This is a genomic window from Kitasatospora cathayae (genome assembly GCF_027627435.1).
Classification (GTDB): Bacteria; Actinomycetota; Actinomycetes; order Streptomycetales; family Streptomycetaceae; genus Kitasatospora; species Kitasatospora cathayae.
Map to the genome: position 1 here is coordinate 8,178,225 of NZ_CP115450.1, position 17,817 is coordinate 8,196,041.

19 protein-coding genes and 2 pseudogenes are annotated in these 17,817 nt (G+C 73.0%); 11 read left to right on the forward strand and 10 right to left on the reverse strand.

Translation table 11 applies throughout. From position 1 onward, the window contains the following. Nucleotides 1-41: 41 nt before the first annotated feature. The 4 genes and pseudogenes from O1G21_RS36525 to O1G21_RS36540 all read right to left on the reverse strand — a co-directional run. Nucleotides 42-413 (reverse strand): annotated as a pseudogene (locus O1G21_RS36525) (ABC transporter permease); the annotation flags it as partial. Further along, nucleotides 409-888 (reverse strand): annotated as a pseudogene (locus O1G21_RS36530) (transposase); the annotation flags it as partial. The pseudogenes O1G21_RS36530 and O1G21_RS36525, both read right to left, overlap by 5 nt. A 135-nt stretch (nt 889-1,023) precedes the next feature. Next, a complete protein-coding gene (locus O1G21_RS36535; protein WP_270149854.1) occupies nt 1,024-1,656 on the reverse strand; it encodes an MBL fold metallo-hydrolase in 633 nt (210 codons plus the stop codon). 871 nt (nt 1,657-2,527) lie between these two features. Further along, a complete protein-coding gene (locus O1G21_RS36540; protein WP_270149855.1) occupies nt 2,528-3,148 on the reverse strand; it encodes a TetR family transcriptional regulator in 621 nt (206 codons plus the stop codon). 137 nt (nt 3,149-3,285) lie between these two features. Here O1G21_RS36540 and O1G21_RS36545 point away from each other — a divergent pair, with 137 nt between their 5' ends. The 3 genes from O1G21_RS36545 to O1G21_RS36555 all read left to right on the forward strand — a co-directional run bounded on the left by O1G21_RS36545 (nt 3,286) and on the right by O1G21_RS36555 (nt 5,425). Next, nucleotides 3,286-4,209, forward strand: a complete 924-nt coding sequence (locus tag O1G21_RS36545) for an SDR family oxidoreductase (RefSeq protein WP_270149857.1) — start codon at nt 3,286-3,288, stop codon at nt 4,207-4,209. A 252-nt stretch (nt 4,210-4,461) separates the two neighbouring features. Continuing rightward, nucleotides 4,462-4,887 carry a MarR family winged helix-turn-helix transcriptional regulator gene (locus O1G21_RS36550; protein ID WP_270149858.1) on the forward strand — a complete coding sequence of 142 codons (426 nt, stop codon included), beginning with the start codon at nt 4,462-4,464 and terminating at the stop codon, nt 4,885-4,887. Nucleotides 4,888-5,017: 130 nt separating this feature from the next. After that, nucleotides 5,018-5,425, forward strand: a complete 408-nt coding sequence (locus O1G21_RS36555; RefSeq protein WP_270149860.1) for an SgcJ/EcaC family oxidoreductase — start codon at nt 5,018-5,020, stop codon at nt 5,423-5,425. A 243-nt stretch (nt 5,426-5,668) separates the two neighbouring features. Here O1G21_RS36555 and O1G21_RS36560 read toward each other — a convergent pair whose 3' ends face one another. Further along, the gene (locus O1G21_RS36560) at nt 5,669-7,087 is read right to left on the reverse strand and encodes a hypothetical protein (protein ID WP_270149861.1); all 1,419 of its coding nucleotides are present in this window, start codon (nt 7,085-7,087) and stop codon (nt 5,669-5,671) included. A gap of 522 nt (nt 7,088-7,609) precedes the next feature. Here O1G21_RS36560 and O1G21_RS36565 point away from each other — a divergent pair. Both O1G21_RS36565 and O1G21_RS36570 read left to right on the forward strand, forming a co-directional pair. Continuing rightward, nucleotides 7,610-8,023 carry a hypothetical protein gene (locus O1G21_RS36565; protein WP_270149863.1) on the forward strand — a complete coding sequence of 138 codons (414 nt, stop codon included), beginning with the start codon at nt 7,610-7,612 and terminating at the stop codon, nt 8,021-8,023. Between the two features lie 18 nt (nt 8,024-8,041). Then, nucleotides 8,042-8,380 (forward strand): hypothetical protein, encoded by a 339-nt coding sequence (locus tag O1G21_RS36570; protein ID WP_270149864.1) that lies wholly within the window; start codon nt 8,042-8,044, stop codon nt 8,378-8,380. Between the two features lie 68 nt (nt 8,381-8,448). Here O1G21_RS36570 and O1G21_RS36575 read toward each other — a convergent pair whose 3' ends face one another. From O1G21_RS36575 to O1G21_RS36585, 3 genes are all read right to left on the reverse strand, one after another. After that, nucleotides 8,449-9,987 carry an alpha/beta hydrolase gene (locus O1G21_RS36575; protein WP_270149866.1) on the reverse strand — a complete coding sequence of 513 codons (1,539 nt, stop codon included), beginning with the start codon at nt 9,985-9,987 and terminating at the stop codon, nt 8,449-8,451. 124 nt (nt 9,988-10,111) lie between these two features. After that, nucleotides 10,112-10,750, reverse strand: a complete 639-nt coding sequence (locus O1G21_RS36580; RefSeq protein WP_270149867.1) for an NAD(P)-dependent oxidoreductase — start codon at nt 10,748-10,750, stop codon at nt 10,112-10,114. A 56-nt stretch (nt 10,751-10,806) separates the two neighbouring features. Next, nucleotides 10,807-11,766 carry an EamA family transporter gene (locus O1G21_RS36585; protein ID WP_270149869.1) on the reverse strand — a complete coding sequence of 320 codons (960 nt, stop codon included), beginning with the start codon at nt 11,764-11,766 and terminating at the stop codon, nt 10,807-10,809. Between the two features lie 111 nt (nt 11,767-11,877). On the opposite strand from O1G21_RS36585, the gene O1G21_RS36590 reads away from it, so the two are divergent. Next, entirely contained in the window at nt 11,878-12,375 is a 498-nt protein-coding gene (locus O1G21_RS36590; RefSeq protein WP_270149870.1) for a MarR family winged helix-turn-helix transcriptional regulator, read from the forward strand. 52 nt (nt 12,376-12,427) lie between these two features. Beyond that, nucleotides 12,428-12,613: a hypothetical protein gene (locus tag O1G21_RS36595; protein ID WP_270149872.1), complete on the forward strand. Its 186-nt coding sequence runs from the start codon at nt 12,428-12,430 to the stop codon at nt 12,611-12,613. 32 nt (nt 12,614-12,645) lie between these two features. Here the strand turns inward: O1G21_RS36595 and O1G21_RS36600 are convergent, their stop codons facing one another. Next, nucleotides 12,646-13,491, reverse strand: coding sequence for a methyltransferase domain-containing protein (locus O1G21_RS36600; RefSeq protein ID WP_270149873.1), 846 nt, complete (start codon nt 13,489-13,491; stop codon nt 12,646-12,648). Between the two features lie 28 nt (nt 13,492-13,519). Between O1G21_RS36600 and pdxR the strand changes: the two genes are divergently transcribed. After that, nucleotides 13,520-15,067, forward strand: coding sequence for a MocR-like pyridoxine biosynthesis transcription factor PdxR (pdxR, locus tag O1G21_RS36605; RefSeq protein WP_270149874.1), 1,548 nt, complete (start codon nt 13,520-13,522; stop codon nt 15,065-15,067). Nucleotides 15,068-15,089: 22 nt separating this feature from the next. Here the strand turns inward: pdxR and O1G21_RS41525 are convergent, their stop codons facing one another. Next, nucleotides 15,090-15,620, reverse strand: coding sequence for a DUF4241 domain-containing protein (locus tag O1G21_RS41525; protein ID WP_333493535.1), 531 nt, complete (start codon nt 15,618-15,620; stop codon nt 15,090-15,092). Here O1G21_RS41525 and O1G21_RS36615 point away from each other — a divergent pair. From O1G21_RS36615 to O1G21_RS36625, 3 genes are all read left to right on the forward strand, one after another. Continuing rightward, nucleotides 15,513-16,673 (forward strand): glycoside hydrolase family 3 N-terminal domain-containing protein, encoded by a 1,161-nt coding sequence (locus O1G21_RS36615; protein WP_270151458.1) that lies wholly within the window; start codon nt 15,513-15,515, stop codon nt 16,671-16,673. The genes O1G21_RS41525 and O1G21_RS36615 overlap by 108 nt on opposite strands. A 501-nt stretch (nt 16,674-17,174) precedes the next feature. Continuing rightward, on the forward strand, nt 17,175-17,519 hold the full coding sequence (locus O1G21_RS36620; RefSeq protein WP_270149876.1) for an ArsR/SmtB family transcription factor: 345 nt from the start codon (nt 17,175-17,177) through the stop codon (nt 17,517-17,519). A 127-nt stretch (nt 17,520-17,646) separates the two neighbouring features. Then, nucleotides 17,647-17,805, forward strand: coding sequence for a DUF6126 family protein (locus tag O1G21_RS36625; RefSeq protein ID WP_270149878.1), 159 nt, complete (start codon nt 17,647-17,649; stop codon nt 17,803-17,805). Nucleotides 17,806-17,817: the final 12 nt, after the last annotated feature.

The window sequence follows — 17,817 nt, forward strand, 5'->3', positions numbered from 1 at the left end:
CCCGCGTCCCGGCGGCCGTGCCCGGGCCCGGCGCCGCGACACTACTCGACGTCCCGGCGCCGGAACCCGGCCAGGGCCAGCGCGATCAGCGCCGCCGCGACCAGGGTCAGCACGGCGAGCGGCGTCCAGTCCATCCGGGCCGCCGGGATCCGGGGCACCTGGCCGAACGGCGAGAACCGGTCCAGGCCCGCGGGGAACTTCAGCAGCGGGCCCAGGTAGTCGATCACGAACGCGTACCCCGGGACGATCCAGGCCAACGGCATCGCCCTGGGCAGCCAGCCGTAGACGGCGGCGGCGAAACCCACCGTCACCCACAGGGCCGGCGCGAAGGCCAGCGCCGCGCCGGTCAGCCGCAGGAACACGCCCCCGTCACCGGTGGACAGCGCACCCGACAGGCCGAAGCCCACGCCGGCCGCAGCTCATCGCCTTGTGTTTGGAGGCGTTGGCTTCGAGCTTGGTGCCGTCCAGGGCGACGCGGCCCATCTTGACCATGCCGAGCCTCATGGCGAGGTGCAGGGATTGAGTGAACAGGTCCGCGAGCGCGTGAAGGTGGCGGCGGCGGAACCGGGCGATCGAGCGGAAGTCCGGGGCCTGGCCGGCGGCCAGGCCCCGGAACGCGACGTCGTCGACGCACCTGCGCTCGATCACCCGGGAGGAGCGGACGCCGGTGGTGTAGCCGTAGATCAGCAGGCGCACCATCAGCCTCGGATTGTAGGGCGGGTAGCCGCTTTTCTCGGTGTAGTCAGCGAGAACCGGACCCAGGTCCAGCACCTCGTCGACCAGGTCCGCGACGAACCGGGCGAGGTGGCCCTCCGGCAGCCAGTCGTCCAGCGACGGTGGCAACAGCAGGACCTGATGCGGGTCGAATGCCCGGAAGGACTTGTCCACCGCCGCCGGACGGCGCTGCGGCCGCTTCGCCTCGACCGGCTCGACCTCGAACAGCCCATCCTCACCACGCATACCGGGATCATCCCGCACGAAAGATCACGAGACACGGGGGTTGGCGGTTGTTGAGACACGCTCCTAGCGGATTGCCACGGACTCCCCGACCGGGATGCGCGCGTACTCGGTGCCGCCCTTGAAGTCCAACCAGCCGTCGAAGTACTCCTGGCCGAGCTCGTTGAGCGTGGCGTCGTGGATCGGGAACGCCCGCTTCGGCCGCACCGCCCGCACGAAGTCCAGCGCCTCGGAGAGCTTGAGCCAGGGCGCGGCAGCCGGTACGAGCAGCGTCTCCACCGGCGACGGCGGGACGAACAGCGAGTCGCCCGGGTGGTAGACCATGCCGTCGACGACGAAACCGACGTTGGCACAGCCGGGCAGGCCGTCGTAGATCTCGGCGTGTGCCCCGCCCACGACGTCGACGGCGAACCCGGCCGCCGTGAACCGCTGCCCCGCCTCGACGGCGACCGCCGTGCCGCCCAGCTCGGGGGCCGACTCGATCGCTGCCGACGGCAGGTACACCCGGAACGCGGAGTTGCGCTGACTCGCCGCCACGAGCTTGGCGATGTCGAGGTGGTCGGGGTGCTCGTGCGTCACCAGCACCTCGTCGACCCCGTCGAGCGCGTCGGCCTCCGAGAACGTCCCCGGGTCGATCACCAGCACCCGGTCGTCGGCCTCCAGGCGCACACAGGCGTGGCCATATTTGATCAAATTCATGTGCCCACTATGGCAGGGGCGGTCGAGGGCAGGGCCCTGTTCGATCAGGCTGTTCCACAGCGTGACAACCAGCTCGAACGGCCCGTCCCCATCACGCATATCGGGATCTCCCGCATGAATGATCACAAGGCGCGCGCGGGTTGCCGGTTACTGAGACACGCTCCTAGCCAGGCGGCGGGCTGTCGGCGGACCGCGACGGCCGAGGCCCTGCAAGCCTCCAGCACCGCGCCGGAGCGGCCGTCGGCGGCCCGGGTGTGATTGCGAGTACCACGTGGAGTGGACGGTCGATGAGGACATCGTCTGGGGGCGGAACGCCAAGTCGGCTGCCGGTTCCGGGCCCGAGATCCGCACCGGCGGACACTGTGTCGTCAGCCGCCTCTCGCGGGCCCTGGGCAGAGTGGTCAGGAACGCTTCGATGTCGTGGACCTCGACCAGGGCCCAGTCACTCTTGCCCCGGGAGGCAGTGAGGAAGAAGGCCAGGTCGCGCATGGTGGCGAGGGCGGTTTCCAGGGTGTGGTGGCTGCAGCGGTTGCCGGCGCGGCGGGCCCGGTCCTGGGCTCTCATTCGTGAGGCGTCGAACACGGCGACGGCGGGCCGAAGGGGCTCGGGGGCGGCGGCGATGCGCCGTTGGCGGCGGCCGGCGGCGAGACGCTCGGCCTGGTCGGTAGGCAGGGCAAGATCGCCGGGCTCACTGAACCGTCGGTAGGCCGGACCCGATCCGGCCCACCGGGGACGGCGTCAGCCGACCGGACAGCCACGGCTGCGACGCATCGGACATGGCGCGGCTGCAGCGCCTCCCGGAGCCGTGACCAACTGCCTCAAGCGGTGAACAGAGCCACCGCGGGCCGCTCGGTCAGGGTGCCGACCGCACTCATGCCGGTCCCCGCTGGCCCGTGAAGGTCACGTCGCCGGTCGCGGCGACAGGTTCGGCAGGTGCAGTGAGATGCCTGGCGGTGGCTAGGGTTTCCCGAACCCAGTGGGCGAGGGTGTGCCGGTCGGGGTCGTTGACCCAGCGCTCGAAGGCGACCTTGAACACGGCAATCCCGATTTCGGCCGCGAGCGCTGCGGCGGTGGTCTCCAGACCGCGTTCGCGCAGCGCCTGGGCGAGTGTGGAGACCAGCGCGGCGAGTTTGGCCAGTTCGCGTTCCTGGAGTTCGGGATTGGCGGCGATGACGACCTGGCGTTGCCGTGCCAGGTCTCCGCGTTCCTCGAGGACGGGGGCGGCTTCGGCCAGGGCGTGGGCGATCACCTCCAGCGGCGGGAGCGGGACGGGGGCGGTGGCGGCGGCGCCCGCGAGGATGTCGGCGAGGGGGTTGTCGCCCGGGAAGAGGACTTCCCGTTTGTCGGCGAAGTGCCGGTAGAAGGTCCGCTCGGTGAGTCCTGCGCGGGCTGCGATCTCCGTGACGGTGGTGGCGTCGAAACCCTTGCGGTTGTAGAGCTCCAGCGCCGCCTTCTCCAGGCGGCCTCGTGCGTCGGGTTTCCATCGGCTCATTCTCCGATCCTACCCAACGACGACAGAAGCTGACATCAGAACGATGACAGTGACTGTCATGGGTGCTACGGTGATGTCACAGACTGACATCAGGTGCCCCGCCCAAGGTGGGAGCCCGCGGCAGGAAGGCGCACACCATGCGTGTATTCGTCACCGGAGCCTCCGGACACCTCGGCTCCGCCGTCGTCCCCGAACTCCTCGAAGCGGGGCACCAGGTCGTCGGCCTGGCCCGCTCGGACAAGTCCGCCGCCGCGTTGACGGCTGCCGGTGCCGAGGTGCACCGAGGCGACCTCGACGATCTCGACGGCCTCGCCGCGGCCGCCGCCGCGGCCGACGGCGTCATCCACCTGGCCTTCAAGCACGACGCCATGTTCGCCGGCGACTTCGACAGCGCGGTCGCAGCGGATCTGCGCGCCATCCGGACGCTCGGGGACGCGCTCGCCGGCACCGGCAAGCCCTTGGTGACCACGTCGGGAACAATGCTGCTCGCCTTCGCGGGGCTGGAAGGCGCCGCCACCGAAGCCGAGGCACTCGACGCAGGGCCGCGGATCGACGCCGAGAACGCAGCGGTCGCACTCGCGGAACGCGGCATCCGCTCGTCCGTCATCCGGCTTGCGCCGACCGTGCACAGCACGCTCGACCACAACGGCTTCATCCCGACCCTGATCTCCATCGCCCGGGCTAACGGCGTCGCCGCCTACATCGGCGACGGGGCCAACCGCTGGCCCGCCGTGCACACGCTCGACGCGGCACACCTGTACCGGCTGGCGCTGGAATCCGCGCCGCCTGGGTCACGGCTGCACGCCGTCGACGACCAGGGGATCCCCTTCCGGGAGATCGCCGAGGCCATCGGCCGCCAGATGAACCTGCCCGTGGTCAGCATCCCGTCGACGCAGGCCGACGCCCACTTCGGCTTCCTCAGCGCCCCCGCCATGGCCGACAACCCGTCCTCGAGCGCGCTGACCCGCGACCTCCTCGGCTGGAAGCCCGTCCAGCCCGGCCTCATCGACGACCTCGGCCAAGGCCACTACTTCGACGTCCCGGCGACCACCCCACGCTGAGCCCGCTCCGTCTCATCTCCCGCGCAGTCCTGCGCGCCGTCGCGGAGGCGCGGCGAAAGGATCCGCACGCCCCATCACACCCACACAACCGGCGGCGACGCCAGCACACCGAGCCTGCCCGATCACGCTGAGGGCCGGGGTGGCGTAGGGCCAGGGAGGACTGTTTCGGTGGGAACGGTCAGCTGCTACCTTGCCCGGATGAGGAAAGGACCTGCTACGCGGAGTGCCGGGGCGGACGAGCCACTCGGCTTCGTGATCGCTTCGGTTGGTAATGCGGCGGCTCTCGCGTTCGAGTCCGCCCTGGCCGCGGAGAATCTGCATCCGCGGCACTTCGCCGTGCTGCGCGGGCTGCGTGACGGTGAGGAGCATGCGCAGCAGCAGCTCGCCTCCTCGCTGGGCATCCCGGCCAGCCGTCTTGTGGGGCTGCTCTCGCTGCTGATCGAGAGGGGCCTGGTGGAGCGGCGCGAGTCGCCGACCGACGCCCGGGTGAAACTGGTCCGCCTGCGGGAGGAGGGCCGGGTGGAACTGGAGAAGCTGATCGGGCTCGCCGGCGCGTCGGAGCGGCGGCTGACCGCAGGGCTGACGGTCGAGGACAGGTCCGAGCTGCGCCGGCTGCTCGGCATCGTCTACGCCAACGTCGCCGTCGAGCCCGAAGGGCGGCCCGCCCGGGTGTGGTGATCGGCCTTTGCGGCCTGGTTGTGTTCGATCCGGTGACGGGCGAGGCCTTGCGAGATCGTTTCAGTCGGAATAGTTTCAGTGGAAACGGATTGCGGCGCTGCTGCGAGGCACCCGACGACAGGAGACGACGATGACCGCCACGAGCAAGGACACGGTCGAGGAGTTCCTCGAACGGATCCGGTGTGCCTGGGACGCGGGGGACGCGACCGGCTACGCGGCACAGTTCGCGGAGAATGCCTCATACGTGATCTTCATGGGGGACGCCGTGTTCGGGCGCGCCGCCATCGAGCAGACGCATCATGAGGTGTTCACCCGGTGGCAGAAGGGCACGCGCATGGCGGTCAAGCCGATCGACGTGCGGATGCCGGACGAGTCCACGGCGGTGGTGATCACCGTCGGCGGCATCGGCAAGGGTGGCCGGATCGACTTCGACAAGTTCCAGACCTTCACGCTGCACCGCCGGGAAGGGCGTTGGGAGTGCGTGGCCTTCCAGAATACGGAGATGAGCCGCCGTTCCAAGCGCGCTTACCGTGCCTGAGGGCTTCATCGGCCGTTTCCGGCGCGCAGCCACGCGATGCATCCGGTCACGGGCCCGGCCGAGGGCGTGGACGGGCTCGTAGCCGGTGTCCCGGCGTAGGCAGGTGGCGGCTTCGGGGCTGATCCGGCCGCGGGTGGCGCTGAAGTCCGGATCGGTGTCGACCGATGCCGCGACGGCGGCAGGGTGGCCGTGGGGCCGTTCTGCCGCCGTCGGCGGTTCGGTGCGGTTTCGGCGCGGTGGTGACTACTTCTTCAGGGTCGCCGAGGGAGAGGGCGAGGGCGACAGCGAGGCGCTGGGCGTGGCGCTCGATCCGGCGGACGGGGTGGCGCCGGGGGTGCCGCTCGGGGTCGGCGTCGGGCAGCCGGGAGCGGTCGGCGTGGCGGACGGGGTGCCCGTCGGTGCCGGGGTGCCGGTCGCGGTGGCCGTCGGGGACGGCGTGCCGGTGGGCGTGCCGGTGGGCGTGGCGGCGTCGGTGGGCGTCGCGGTCGGGCTCGGGCAGGACGTCGGCGTGCCGGTCGGGGTGCCGGACGGCGTGCTGGTGGGGGTGGCCGTCGGGGACGCGCTGCCGCTCGGCGTGCCGGTCGGGGTCGTCGTCGGTGTGGCCGTCGGGCTCGCGGAGGACGAGGGCGAACCGGTGGGCGTCGGCGTGGTGGTCGGCTGCGCGGACGGCGTCGGCGTCGGGCCGGTGCCCGTGCCGTCGTTGCCCGTCGGGGTGCCGCCCGAGGCGCCCGCCGTCGTGCCGGACGGCTGGAGGAACGGCGAGGGCGAGGTGCTCGGCACGCTCGGGACGCCGGGGAGGTCCGGGACGGTGGTCACCAGGCCGCTGCCGAAGTGGGCCATCCAGTTGCGGACGGTGCGCAGGTACTCGGTCGAGTCGTTGTAGCTGAGGATCGCCCGGTCCAGCTGGGACGGGTCGGAGAGGTCCCGGCCGCCCGCGCACAGGTAGCGGCCGGCGGTCTCGGCCGCGTCGAAGATGTTGTTCGGATCGGCCGTGCCCTTGCCGGTGGCGTCCACACCCCAGGAGGCCCACGTCGACGGGATGAACTGCATCGGGCCGACCGCGCGGTCCCAGCGCGGGTCGCCGTCGTAGCGTCCGCCGTCGGTGTCGGGTATCGCGGCGAAGCCGTTGCCGTCGAGCACCGGGCCGAGGATCGGGGTGAGCGTCCGCCCGGAGGCGTCCACCTGGCCGCCGTCGGCCTGGCCGGACTCGACCTGACCGATCGCCGCCAGCAGCTGCCAGGGCAGGTGGCAGCCCGGCGAGCGCTGCGCCAGCGAGGCCTCCGCCTGGCGGTAGGCGGCGAAGACGGTGGCGGGCAGCGAGGCGCCGGTGGCGGCGAACGGGCCGGCCGCGGGCAGGCCGGGCTGGGTGCCGGGCGGCTGCGGCAGCTGGACGGGGCTGCCGCCGTCGGCCGCGGTGCCGGGGATGCCGGGGATGCCGGTCGAGGGGCTGCCGAACGGAGTGGAGGAGGAGCCCGGGCTCTGCGCGGCGGTGCCGTCCTGCGCCGGGCCGACGTCGGCGGCCGCGACCTGTGCGAGGCCGAGGCCCGACACCTGAGAGCCGGTCAGCGCGGCCAGCGCGGCGAAGGCCGCCGCCGTCCCCGTGACCCGCTTGCCGAGCCGCACCTTCCGCCCACCCTTGGCGTTGCCGAACCTCGCCGCCATCTGCTGCCCCTCCCCGTCGCCGTCCGGACCCTCCCGGAACGGTTGACCCGTCGTCATCGTGCCCGCCAACCGCTCGGCGGCACCCGCCGCCCGGACGATTAGTATCACGACGATCTGACAGGGACAGGATGGACCGCAGGTGGCCCGCGGCCCACCGAGAGGTCAAGACGGCAGCTCAGCCGGGGTCCGACGGGGCCGAAACCTTGCCATGGTATTCACGACCTTCTCATCTCGCCGGCGGCGTAAGGGAGTTGGCCGGGATCCCAACACCAGAAGTCCGGGCGCCCCGGCGGTCGGAGCGGCGGTTCGAGGTACGGGGTGGTGCGTGGGCGTCGTTTCGGGCTCCCCGGCGGCGCCCGTGGCCGACCCGTCTGACCTGCCCGGACGTCCACCGCCGCGCCGGGCACTCCCTAGCAGGACGGGCGGGCCGACGCCAGGGGACGTCCCCAACTCGCCCCTGGATGGATGACGTTCAGGTGAAAGTGGGCATGCCAGGAAGCCCCGTCCGGCATGCTGTGCCGCGTGACCATGCGGATGGAGGCCGAAACCGTGAGCGCGAACCTGCCGGAGACCGTCGTCGAGGGAGCGGTGGTCCTGCCGGCACCCCCTCGGGTGGTGGACGATCTGGCCCGTGACCTGACCCAGGCCGCCGCCGCCGTCCGGGCGGTGTCGCGCAGCGGCCGCACCACCGGCGGCGACGTCGCGGTCGCCGCCTACACCGCCGTGGTGTGCACCGGGCGTTCGGCCGCCCGCGCACTGGAGGAGGCGGCCGCCTGGTGCCGGCAGGCCCCCGAGGCCGAAGTGCACTCGCTCGCCTGGGCCCGGGTGCCGGGCCACCGCCACGACGTCTTCGAGTACCGCGTCACCATGGCCGTCAGCTTCCCCGACGAGGAGACCGGCGAGCACCTCGGCGACACCCACCACTCCTGCCGCTGAAGCCGTATCATCACCCCCATGGGTGATGGGGGTACGAACGAGATGACCGGCGGCGCGGCGGACGGCGCACCCAACCAGGCCGCAGAGGCCGCCACTTCGGTCGCCGGCGACGAGAACAGGGGCGATGGCGGCCCGCGCGAGCTGTCCCGGGCCGCCGCCGTCGGTGCCACCGTGCTGGCCGCCCTCTGCGGCTGCGCGGCGCTGCTGGCCGTGTTCCACTGGCTGGGCTGGGCCGTCCCCGGGGTCGGCTGGATCGTGGCCAAGGCCGGGATCAAGCTGGCCGTGGGCGGCTTCGCCGGACTCGCCGTCGGCGCCGCCTGGCTGCGCACCAGGTTCCGGTCACTTCTGCGCGGTTGACGAGCTGCGGTTGACGAGCTGCGGTTGACGAGCCGCGGTTGACGAGCCGCGGTTGACGGGCCGGTGGCTCAACCGGCCGGTGCGGCCGGGCAGGTGAGGTCGTGCTCGGGCACCTGCCCGTCCAGCAGGTAGCGCTCGACGGTGTCGGTGACGCACGGGTCGGAGCCCGGGTACTGGCCGTGGTTGCCGTTGCTGGTGACGGTGACCAGCCTCGAGCCGCGCAGCGCGCGGTGCGCACCGAGCGCGGCCTCGTAGTACGTGGCCGGGTCGTGCAGCGAGTTGAGCATCAGCACCGGTGGCAGGTGCGCGCCGGTGACCTTGACCTTCGGCGCCGGGTCCGTCGGCCAGGCCGCGCAGACCGAGCTGAAGGCGAGGGTGCGGGCACCGAGCAGTGGGTAGCGGGCGGTGTTCTCCGCGCCGCGCTCGATCCAGGTGTCCATGTCCTTGGTCCACTTGGTGTCCCCGCACGTCACCGAGAAGTACTCGGCGAGGAACTCCGGGCTGAGGTACTGGCCGAACAGCTGGCGGGCGGTCTGCTTGGCGGCCGGATCGGCGCCCTGCCAGTCGTCCAGCGCGGTCAGCGCGCGGGCCAGGAACGGAAAGGCCTTCTCGCTGTAGATCGCGCTGATGGTGCCGTTGTCCAGCTGGTTCGGGCCGAGCGTCAACGAGCCGTCGGTGATGGGCTGGCCGTGCAGCGCGGCGCGCCGCTGCTCCCAGTGCGCCTTGACCTCCTCCGGCGTCGTGCCCCAGTGGTAGGTGGCGTCCCGGGCGGCCATCCAGGGCAGGAAGTCCTGCTCGAACCGGCGCTGGAAGCTCATCGGCTGGCCCAGCTCGAACTGCTCCCAGGTGCCCTCGAAGCCGATGTTGCTGTCCAGCACCATCCGCTCGACCCGGTGCGGGAATAGCGTGCCGTAGTAGGCGCCGATCATGGTGGCGTAGGAGGCGCCGTAGTAGCTGATCTTCTCCTCGCCGAGCAGCGAGCGGAACAGGTCCATGTCCCGGACGGTCTGCTCGGTGGTCAGGTAGGGCAGCAGATCGCCGCTGTGCTCCACGCAACCGGACACCAGCTTGCGGGAGTTGGCGACGGTCCGGTCGATCGCCTCGGGGGACTGGTCGCGCCAGTCCCCGGCCAGGAACTCCTGGAACTCCTCCGGGGTCTGGCACTGGGCGTGGGTGCTGCGCCCGACGCCGCGCTGGTCGAAGCTGACGATGTCGTACCCGGCGGCCACCTGGGGGGCGCCCTGGACGAGCTCCATCGGCCGCAGCAGGCCCTGTCCGCCCGGACCGCCCGCGGCCTCCATCAGCGTCCCTCGCCGGTGCGCCCGGTCGGCGGTGCGGTGCCGGGAGACGGCGATGGACAGATCCGGCCCGGCGTCGGGGTGGTGCCAGTCGCGCGGGACGGCCATGGTGGCGCAGTCGAGCGCCGGCTGCCCCGCGCAGGGCTGCCAGTCGAGCTTCTGGCCGGCGTAGCGGGCGGGTACGCGCCCGGCGTCGCCCGGGTTGCGGCCGGAGTCGGCGTTCGCCGTGGCGGGCAGGGCGAGGCCGGCGAGGACCGCGGTGGCGAGGACGGCGGCCGCGCGGCGGGTGCGGGATGCGGTGGTGTTCACGGGAACGATCGTGTCCGACGCGACACCTGACGCGCGATGATGCTGGACACCGTCTCCGGGGTGGTGCTGGATACACCTCCGGGGGGCATCCAGCACCACGGCTGTCAGGTGCCGTCAGGACCGGTCAGTAGCCCGCGGTGAAGCGGGTGCGCCGGTGGACGGGCTGCTCGGCCTCGTCGAGCAGCACGACGGCGAGGTCCTCCATCGAGATCGCCGAGTTGCCCTCGGCGTCGACCAGCAGCTCGTCCCGGCCGAGCCGGAAGCGGCCGGTGCGCTCCCCGGGCTCGAGCAGGGCGGCCGGGCTCAGGTACGTCCAGTCGACCTTCTCGTCGGCGCGGTAGAGCTCCAGCTGCTCGCCGCAGGCCAGCGCGATCGGCCGGATCTCGTCGGGGAAGCCGGGGGACTCCACCAGGATCGTGCCGTCGGTGCCGGGCACGGTCAGGCTGCCTGCGCCGCCGACCGCGAGCAGGCGCACGCCCGTACCGGCCAGGCCGGTCAGCAGGCCCCGGGTGGCGGCGGCCAGTTCGTGCTCGCTGCCGGGCGCCGGACGGGTGGCGGTGATCACCACGTCCTGCCCGGCGGAGATCCGGGCGACGTCCTCGGGGTTGCTCGCGTCGCCTACGGCGAGGGTGACGGTGGCGGGCAGGCCGTGCGGCTTGGCCGGGTCGCGGACGACGGCGGTGACCTCGTGGCCGCGGGCGAGCGCCTCGGTCACGACCCGCCGGCCGACGTTGCCAGTGGCGCCGAACACGGTGATACGCATGAAGGTTTCTCCTTGGTTTCTTGGAGCGGGACTGCGGTGGAGCGGTTGGTGTGGGGTCAGGCGTTCTCGTGCAGCGCGCTCGGCCGGACGCCGGGTGCCGGGTCCGCGGGTGCCGTGCCCGCCGGAGCGGGGCCGGCGGGCGCCGTGGCCGTGGTAAGGGGCCGGGCCCGCTGGGTCTGGGCGACGATCAGCGAACCGAGCACGACCACCGCGCCCAGCGCCTGCAGCGGACTGAGGTCCTGTCCGAGCGTCAGCCAGCCGACCAGCGTGGCCACCACCGGGCTGAGCAGGGAGAGAAAGGAGAGCGAGGTCGGCGGCAGCGCGCGCAGTCCGCGGAACCAGATCGCGTAGGTGAGGGCCGCGCCGATCAGGCAGAGGTAGGCGTAGCCGAGCACGTTGTCGACGGTGTAGTGGGTGGGCGGGGCGCCCTCGCTCAGCAGGGTGACCGGCACCAGCAGCAGACCGCCGGCGGTGAGCTGCCAGCCGGTGGTGGCGAGCAGTGGCGCGGGGGAGACCCAGCGCTTGGAGAGCACCACCCCGAAGGCCATCACCACCGCGCCGCCGAGCGCGGCGGCCAGCCCGATCGCGTCCAGCCGGGCGTTGGCGCGCAGCACCAGCAGGCTGACGCCCGCCACGCCCGCGATGCCGGACAGCACGGTGCGCAGGGTGAGCCGGTCACCGAGCAGGGCGGCCGAGAGGGCGGCGGTGATCAGCGGCTGGACGGCGCCGACGGTGGCCGCGATCCCGCCGGGCAGGCGGTAGGCGGCGATGAACAGCAGGGCCTGGAAGCCGCCGATGTTGAGCGCGCCGAGGACGAGCGCGCGCCACCACCAGCTGCCCTTCGGCAGGGTGCGGGTGAGGGCGATCAGCAGCAGTCCGGCGGGCAGGCAGCGGATGACGGCGGCGAGGAGCGGACGGTCGGGCGGGAGCATCTCGGTGGTGACGGCGTAGGTCGTCCCCCAGACGGCGGGGGCGAGGGCCGTCACCAGCACGACGGCGAGGCGATTGCTTAGCACTAAGCCAATGTATCTCAGCGCTAAGGTATCTTTCAGTGAATTCCACCGGTGACGTGGCTCACAGTTACCTCACCGCTAAGGAATCGTCCCGGCGTCGCCTACCCTGAACCCGTGGCAGATCATCTCGACCGTGTCGTCGCGCAATGGGGCGCCGAGCGCCCTGACCTGGACGTCTCCCCGATGGAGGTGTTCGGCCGGCTCAAACGCCTCTACCGCCTGGTGGACGCCGAGCTCAACCGCACCTTCGCCGAGCACGGCCTGGATGCCCCCTCCTTCGACGTCCTGGCCACCCTCAAGCGCAGCGGACCGCCGTACCGCCTCACCCCCACCGGCCTGATGGAGTCCGCCATGGTCACCTCCGGCGCGATCACCCAGCGCCTGGACCGACTGGAGGCCCGCGGCCTGGTCACCCGCATCCGCAGCGACCAGGACCGCCGCAGCTGCTACGTCGAGCTCACCCCCGAGGGCCACGCCCTGATCGACCGCGCGCTGCCCGACCACGTCGCCAACGAGCACCGCATGCTGGCCGGCCTCGACGAGGCGCAGCGGACCGCGCTCGTCCAGGGGATGCGCGCCCTGCTCGCGAACCTCGGGGAGGTCTCCGGCTGACCGCTGATTAATCGTTTGCCGGGCCCGGCCGCCGTCCTCTTGGATGGCGGCCATGGACGATCCGATCTGGTCCGCACTGCCCGCCGAGGCCCGGCGCGCGGTGGACGAACACCTCACCGCGGGGCGCCACGTCCACGCGATCAAGGCCATCCGCGACGCGTCACCGGAGCGGCTGCCCAGCATCCGGGTCTACATGGACGTGATCATGGACCGGAAGGCGGAACTCGGCCTGCCGTAGGGCGGTCCGACCTCGCCGCTGGATCCTGCCGACTACGGGTTGACCGCCACCGCCTTGAAGAAGGTGTAGTGGAACGTCCCGCCCGGCTCGGCCGCCCGGCGCAGTTCGGCGATGCCCTGGTCGAAGGCCTCGGCGGTGGTCAGACCGGCGGCCAGGGCCTCCGCCCGGACGGCCTCCACCATCGCGACGAAGGTCCGCCGGGTGAAGCCGTCCACCAGCGCCGGGCGGCCTCCGTCGGCGTAGACCGTACGGGGACGGACGGCCACGTCCGCGAAGCCGGCCGCCGTCAGCAGCGGGTACAGCCGACGGCCCAGCAGGGCGTCGCCGCCCGCCCCGGCCTGGAGCCGCACCAGGTGGTCGATGGTGCGGCGGGCGGCCGGGGTCTCCGGGTGGAAGAAGGCCGAGCCGTGGTCGCCCTCGATCACCGTGATCGTCCCGCCCGGCCGCAGCACCCGCCGCAACGCAGCCAGGCCGGCTGTCGGGTCGGGCAGGTGCTCCAGCACGAAGCACAGGAAGACGTGGTCGAACGCGCCGTCCGGGAAGGGCAGTTGGTGCAGGTCGCCGTGGTGCCAGACGACCTGGGCGGTCGGTGCCGCGGCGGCGATCCGGGCCCGGGCCTGCGCCAGCGACTCGGCGGAGACGTCCGCCGCCGTCAGCAGCACGCCGGGGCTGGCGGCCAGCAGGTGCGCCGTCTGTGCCCCGACCCCGCAGCCCGCCTCCAGCACCCGGCTGCCCGCCGGGTAGACCGTGCCCGCGTGCAGCAGCTCGGCGAGGGTGTCGGCCTGGTCGCCGAGGCGCTGCGCCTCGGCGTCGGAGTAGCCGTGGACGTAGGGGGCGGGGACGTGGGAGGCAGGGGCGGGTTTGGTCTCGGTGGTCATGGCTCAACCCTCGCGCCACTATGGACCGGTGAACAGGTCCAAAGGCACTGAGGTCGACAGGTCCAAAGAGGCCGGGAGGTCCGGGGAACCGGGCAGGCCCGGGGAGACCGGGGCGGACTTCCTCCAGCTCGACGCCGCCGAGGCCCCGCCCGGCGGCCTCACCGACTGGCTGGCCCGCCGGCTGCGCGAGGCCGTCGCCGACGGCCGTCTCCCGGCGGGCAGCCGACTGCCCGCCAGCCGGGTACTGGCGGCCGAACTCGGCGTCTCCCGAGGGGTGGTGACCGACGCCTACCGGCGGCTCGCCGAGTCGGGCCAGCTCGCCGGGCGGGGCAGGGGTGGCACCGTCGTGGTCGCCCTGACACCCGCCGTACCGTGCGAGGCCCCGGGGAACGCCCCGCCGGGTCGCCCGGCGCCCGTGCTGTTCCGGGACGACCCCGACCCCGACGTGTTCGACCACCTGCGCGGCACCCCCGCCCGGATCGACCTCACTCCCGGCGTGCCCGACCTCGCCGCCTTCCCCCGCGCCGCCTGGCTGCGGGCCGAACGGGCAGTCCTCGACGGCCTGGTCGCCCATGACCTCGGCTACGGCGACGTCCGCGGCACCCCCGCCCTACGGCAGGCCGTCGCCCACTGGCTGGCCCGCAACCGGGGCATCCGGGCCGATCCCGAGGAGGTGCTGGTCGTCGCCGGGACGGCCCAGGCGCTCGCCCTGCTCGGCCGCTCCCTCGGACGGGCGGGCATCACCGAGGTCGCCGTCGAGGACCCGGGCTCGCTCGGCGCCCGCCAGCACCTCGCCCACTGGCTCGCCGCCACCCCGCCCGTCCCGGTCGACTCCGAGGGCATCCGGGTCGACGCGCTGCGCGCCACCGGTGCCCCCGCCGTCCTGCTCACCCCCGCCCACCAGTACCCGACCGGCGTCGTCCTCGGCGGTGAGCGGCGCCGCGAACTGCTGCGCTGGGCAGGCGAAGGAGGGCTGGTCATCGAGGACGACTACGACGCCGAACACCGCTACGACCGCCCGCCCCTCCCCGCCCTGCGGGCCGAACTGCCCGACCGGGTCTGTTACGCGGGCAGCATCTCCAAACTGCTCGCCCCCGCCCTGCGCACCGGCTGGCTGCTGGTGCCCCCGCGACTGCGCGGGGCCGTGCTCGACGCCAAGCGCTTCGCCGATCTCGGCAACCCGGTGCTGCCCCAACTGGTGCTCGCCCGACTGATGGAGTCCGGCGAACTCGAGCGCCACCTACGGCTGTTGCGCCGCCGCCACCGCCGCCGCCGGGACGCGATGATCGCCGCCATCCGCACCCACCTGCCCACCGCCACGGTGCACGGCGCGGCCGCCGGACTGCACCTGATGCTCACCCTGCCGGAGGAACTCGCTTGCAGTGACACCGAGTTGGCCACCCTGGCCCTCGCCCGCGGGGTCAAGGTCCAGCCCTTGTCCTGGCACGCCCGGCTCCGGTGCCCGCCCGGTCTGGTCCTCGGCTACGCGGCCGGCTCACCGGGCGGGATCACCGAAGGGGTGGCCGTCCTGGGGGAGTTGGTGCGGCGCGTGGGGCGTCAGCCGTCCTCGCCGTAGTCACGGCCCGCCGCCGGGACGATCACGAACTCGGTGCCCAGGCCGACCGTCCGGCCGCCGGCGCCGTGGCCACCCAGGTCGGGTAGAGCCCCTCGCCGAAGCCGGTGCGGAACGCGACCAGGCCCGCGCCGGAGCCCGGCTCGGTGAGGTCGACCGGGCCCGGCCCGCTCCGGTCCCGCGCGAAGGCCCGCCTGAGCACCTCGCCGTCCTCGCCCAGCAGCGCGCCCGGCGAAGCCGTGGCCGTGCTGTCGAAGAGGCAACCGAAGCCGCTGTCCACGGCACGGCCGCGGAACCCGGAAGGGCCGAGCGCGTTCACCGCCTCCTCGTTCGAACATCCGCCCAACCTAGGAGCGCATGGGGCGGTCACGGCGTTTTCCGGGCTGCCGGACGGCCGGTCCCTGGGTACGCTGGCGGACCGTATGCCGTTGCCGACCCTGGAGGCGTGATGGCCCCGTTCCGGCAGGTCGCCCAGTTGACCTCGGTGCTGCTGGTGCTGGGAGCCACGCTGGGGCCGGTCCCCGCCGGGCCTGCCCCCGCCGGATCGGTGACGCACCGCATCGGCGCCCACGCCGAGAGGACCGCAGCGATGACCGTCCGGCACCAGGACTCCCGGCAGCTCGCGGGGCGTCGGATCGTGCTCTCCTACCCGGGCCCGACCCCGCCGCCCGAGACGCTGGACGCGATCCGGAAGGGTCGGGCCGCCGGGGTCATTCTGTTCGGTGAGAACATCACCAGTCCTGAACAACTCGCCCAAGCAGTCGGGAAGTTGAAGCAGGCAGCCGCCGAGGCTCCGCACCCGCGCCCGCTGCTGCTGATGACCGACCAGGAGGGCGGCAAGGTCCGCCGGCTGCCCGGCGCACCCGAACTCTCCGCCCGGCGCACCGGAACGGCCCCGGACCCGCTCGCCGCCGCCGTGGACTCCGGCACCGGCGCCGCCGGGACCCTCGCCGACGCCGGGCTGAACGTCAACCTCGCCCCGGTGCTCGACGTCTACGACACCCCGGACAACTTCATCGACCACTCCGAGCGCTCCTACGGCCAGGACCCCACCCGGGTGGGCGAACTGGGCAGCGCGTTCCTCGCCGCCCAGCAGAGCCAGGGCGTGGCGGCCACCGCCAAGCACTTCCCCGGCCTCGGCTCAGCCGCCCGCGACGAGAACACCGATGCCCGCCCCGTCACCCTCCCCGTCCCGCTCGCCCAGCTGCGCACCCGCGGCGAAGCCCCGTACCGCGCCGCCATCGCCGCGGGCGTGCGCCTGGTGATGGCCTCCTGGGCCGTCTATCCGGCCCTCGACCCCGACCGTCCGGCCGGATTCTCGCCCACCGTGATCCAGGGCGAGCTCCGCGACCGCCTCGGCTTCCGGGGCGTCACCGTCACCGACGCCCTCGAAGCCGACGCCCTCACCCCGTACGGACCCGCCGGCCCCCGCGCCGTCGCCGCCGCGGCAGCCGGCATGGACCTCATCCTCTGCTCCGCCCGCGACCCCCAGCAGGGCGAGGACGCCACCGCCGCCCTGGCGGCCGCCCTCGACTCCGGCAGCCTCGACCGCGAGGCCTTCGCCGAAGCCGTGGCCCGGGTGGACGCCCTGCGGGACGGCCTGGGCTGACCGGGCGGCAGGGCCGAGCTGTCCCGCACCAGCCCAGGTCGCCTCGAGGAGAGGCGTCCGGCTCCCTGGGGACCGCCTGCCCGTCGGGCCCGCCGGAAGCCGGGCGGAGCGGCGCCGGGCAGGTCATCGGCACAGGAGGCCGGGCGCGGGCCCGGTGTCGGTCCCGACCGGCAAAGTGCCGCCCATGGACGCGCTCCTCGGTCGGGATCCGGCGGATCTCGGAACCGAGCAGGGGCTCGGGTGCCGGTGCGACGGCCAGGAGGGCGGCGACGGCGATCAGCGCCGCGGTGGCGGTGCGGAGGCGACGTCCTTTGACCGGGGAATGAGATGTCATGTGTGGAACACCTTGCTGAACGGGATGTGGCCGCCCGTGTGGGAGTTGTCACCTTCCGCTGTGACGACTTGAAGAAATCTTCATCTGTCGCGATGATGCCTGTCGGCCGCGCGTGAACCCGCCCGGCCCTATGACCACCCAGCCGGATTCGAGGGAGGGAACGGGCGATGCCGGTCCCGCTGTACCAGGCCAAGGCGGAGTTCTTCCGCACTCTCGGCCACCCGGTCCGGATCCGGGTCCTGGAGCTGCTCCAGGACGGACCCCGACCGGTGCGCGAGCTGCTGGCGGAGATCGAGGTCGAGCCGTCCAACCTCTCCCAGCAGCTCGCGGTGCTGCGCCGCACCCAGCTGGTCACGGCCACCCGCGAGGGCAACACGGTGGTGTACGCGCTCAGCACTCCGGACGTCGCCGAGCTGCTGCGCGCGGCGCGCCGGATCCTCACCGAGTTGATCACCGACCAGGGCGCGCTGCTCACCGAGCTGCGCGCTCCCGGCGGCCGGTCTCCCCGCTGAGCCCGGAACCAGCAGTCCGCAGCCTGCAGCCCGAAGCCCGCGACCTGCGGCCCGGAAGGCGCAGTCCGAAGCTCGCGGCCGTGCCCACCGGCCCGCGCCCGCGTCCGACTCCGAGGAGAGCCGCACCATGAGCGACAGCGCCGACAGCCCGGTGAAGGGCGACGGTACGAGCGAGGAGAAGCGCCGCCGCAAGGCGATGCTGGTCCGCGCGGGGATCTACATCTTCGCCACCCACCTGTTCGCGGGCTTCGTCCTGTTGCTGTTCGCGCTCGGCGGCCGCAAGTAGCGCGGCCCCCGG

Bases quoted from the DNA above. Each gene is read 5' to 3' on its own strand.
- O1G21_RS36535 (WP_270149854.1), bottom strand. From the start codon at position 1,656: ATGAATTTGATCAAATATGGCCACGCCTGTGTGCGCCTGGAGGCCGAC.
- O1G21_RS36540 (WP_270149855.1), bottom strand. From the start codon at position 3,148: ATGAGCCGATGGAAACCCGACGCACGAGGCCGCCTGGAGAAGGCGGCG.
- O1G21_RS36545 (WP_270149857.1), top strand. From the start codon at position 3,286: ATGCGTGTATTCGTCACCGGAGCCTCCGGACACCTCGGCTCCGCCGTC.
- O1G21_RS36555 (WP_270149860.1), top strand. From the start codon at position 5,018: ATGACCGCCACGAGCAAGGACACGGTCGAGGAGTTCCTCGAACGGATC.
- O1G21_RS36560 (WP_270149861.1), bottom strand. From the start codon at position 7,087: ATGGCGGCGAGGTTCGGCAACGCCAAGGGTGGGCGGAAGGTGCGGCTC.
- O1G21_RS36570 (WP_270149864.1), top strand. From the start codon at position 8,042: ATGGGTGATGGGGGTACGAACGAGATGACCGGCGGCGCGGCGGACGGC.
- O1G21_RS36580 (WP_270149867.1), bottom strand. From the start codon at position 10,750: ATGCGTATCACCGTGTTCGGCGCCACTGGCAACGTCGGCCGGCGGGTC.
- O1G21_RS36595 (WP_270149872.1), top strand. From the start codon at position 12,428: ATGGACGATCCGATCTGGTCCGCACTGCCCGCCGAGGCCCGGCGCGCG.
- O1G21_RS36600 (WP_270149873.1), bottom strand. From the start codon at position 13,491: ATGACCACCGAGACCAAACCCGCCCCTGCCTCCCACGTCCCCGCCCCC.
- O1G21_RS36615 (WP_270151458.1), top strand. From the start codon at position 15,513: ATGGCCCCGTTCCGGCAGGTCGCCCAGTTGACCTCGGTGCTGCTGGTG.
- O1G21_RS36620 (WP_270149876.1), top strand. From the start codon at position 17,175: ATGCCGGTCCCGCTGTACCAGGCCAAGGCGGAGTTCTTCCGCACTCTC.
- O1G21_RS36625 (WP_270149878.1), top strand. From the start codon at position 17,647: ATGAGCGACAGCGCCGACAGCCCGGTGAAGGGCGACGGTACGAGCGAG.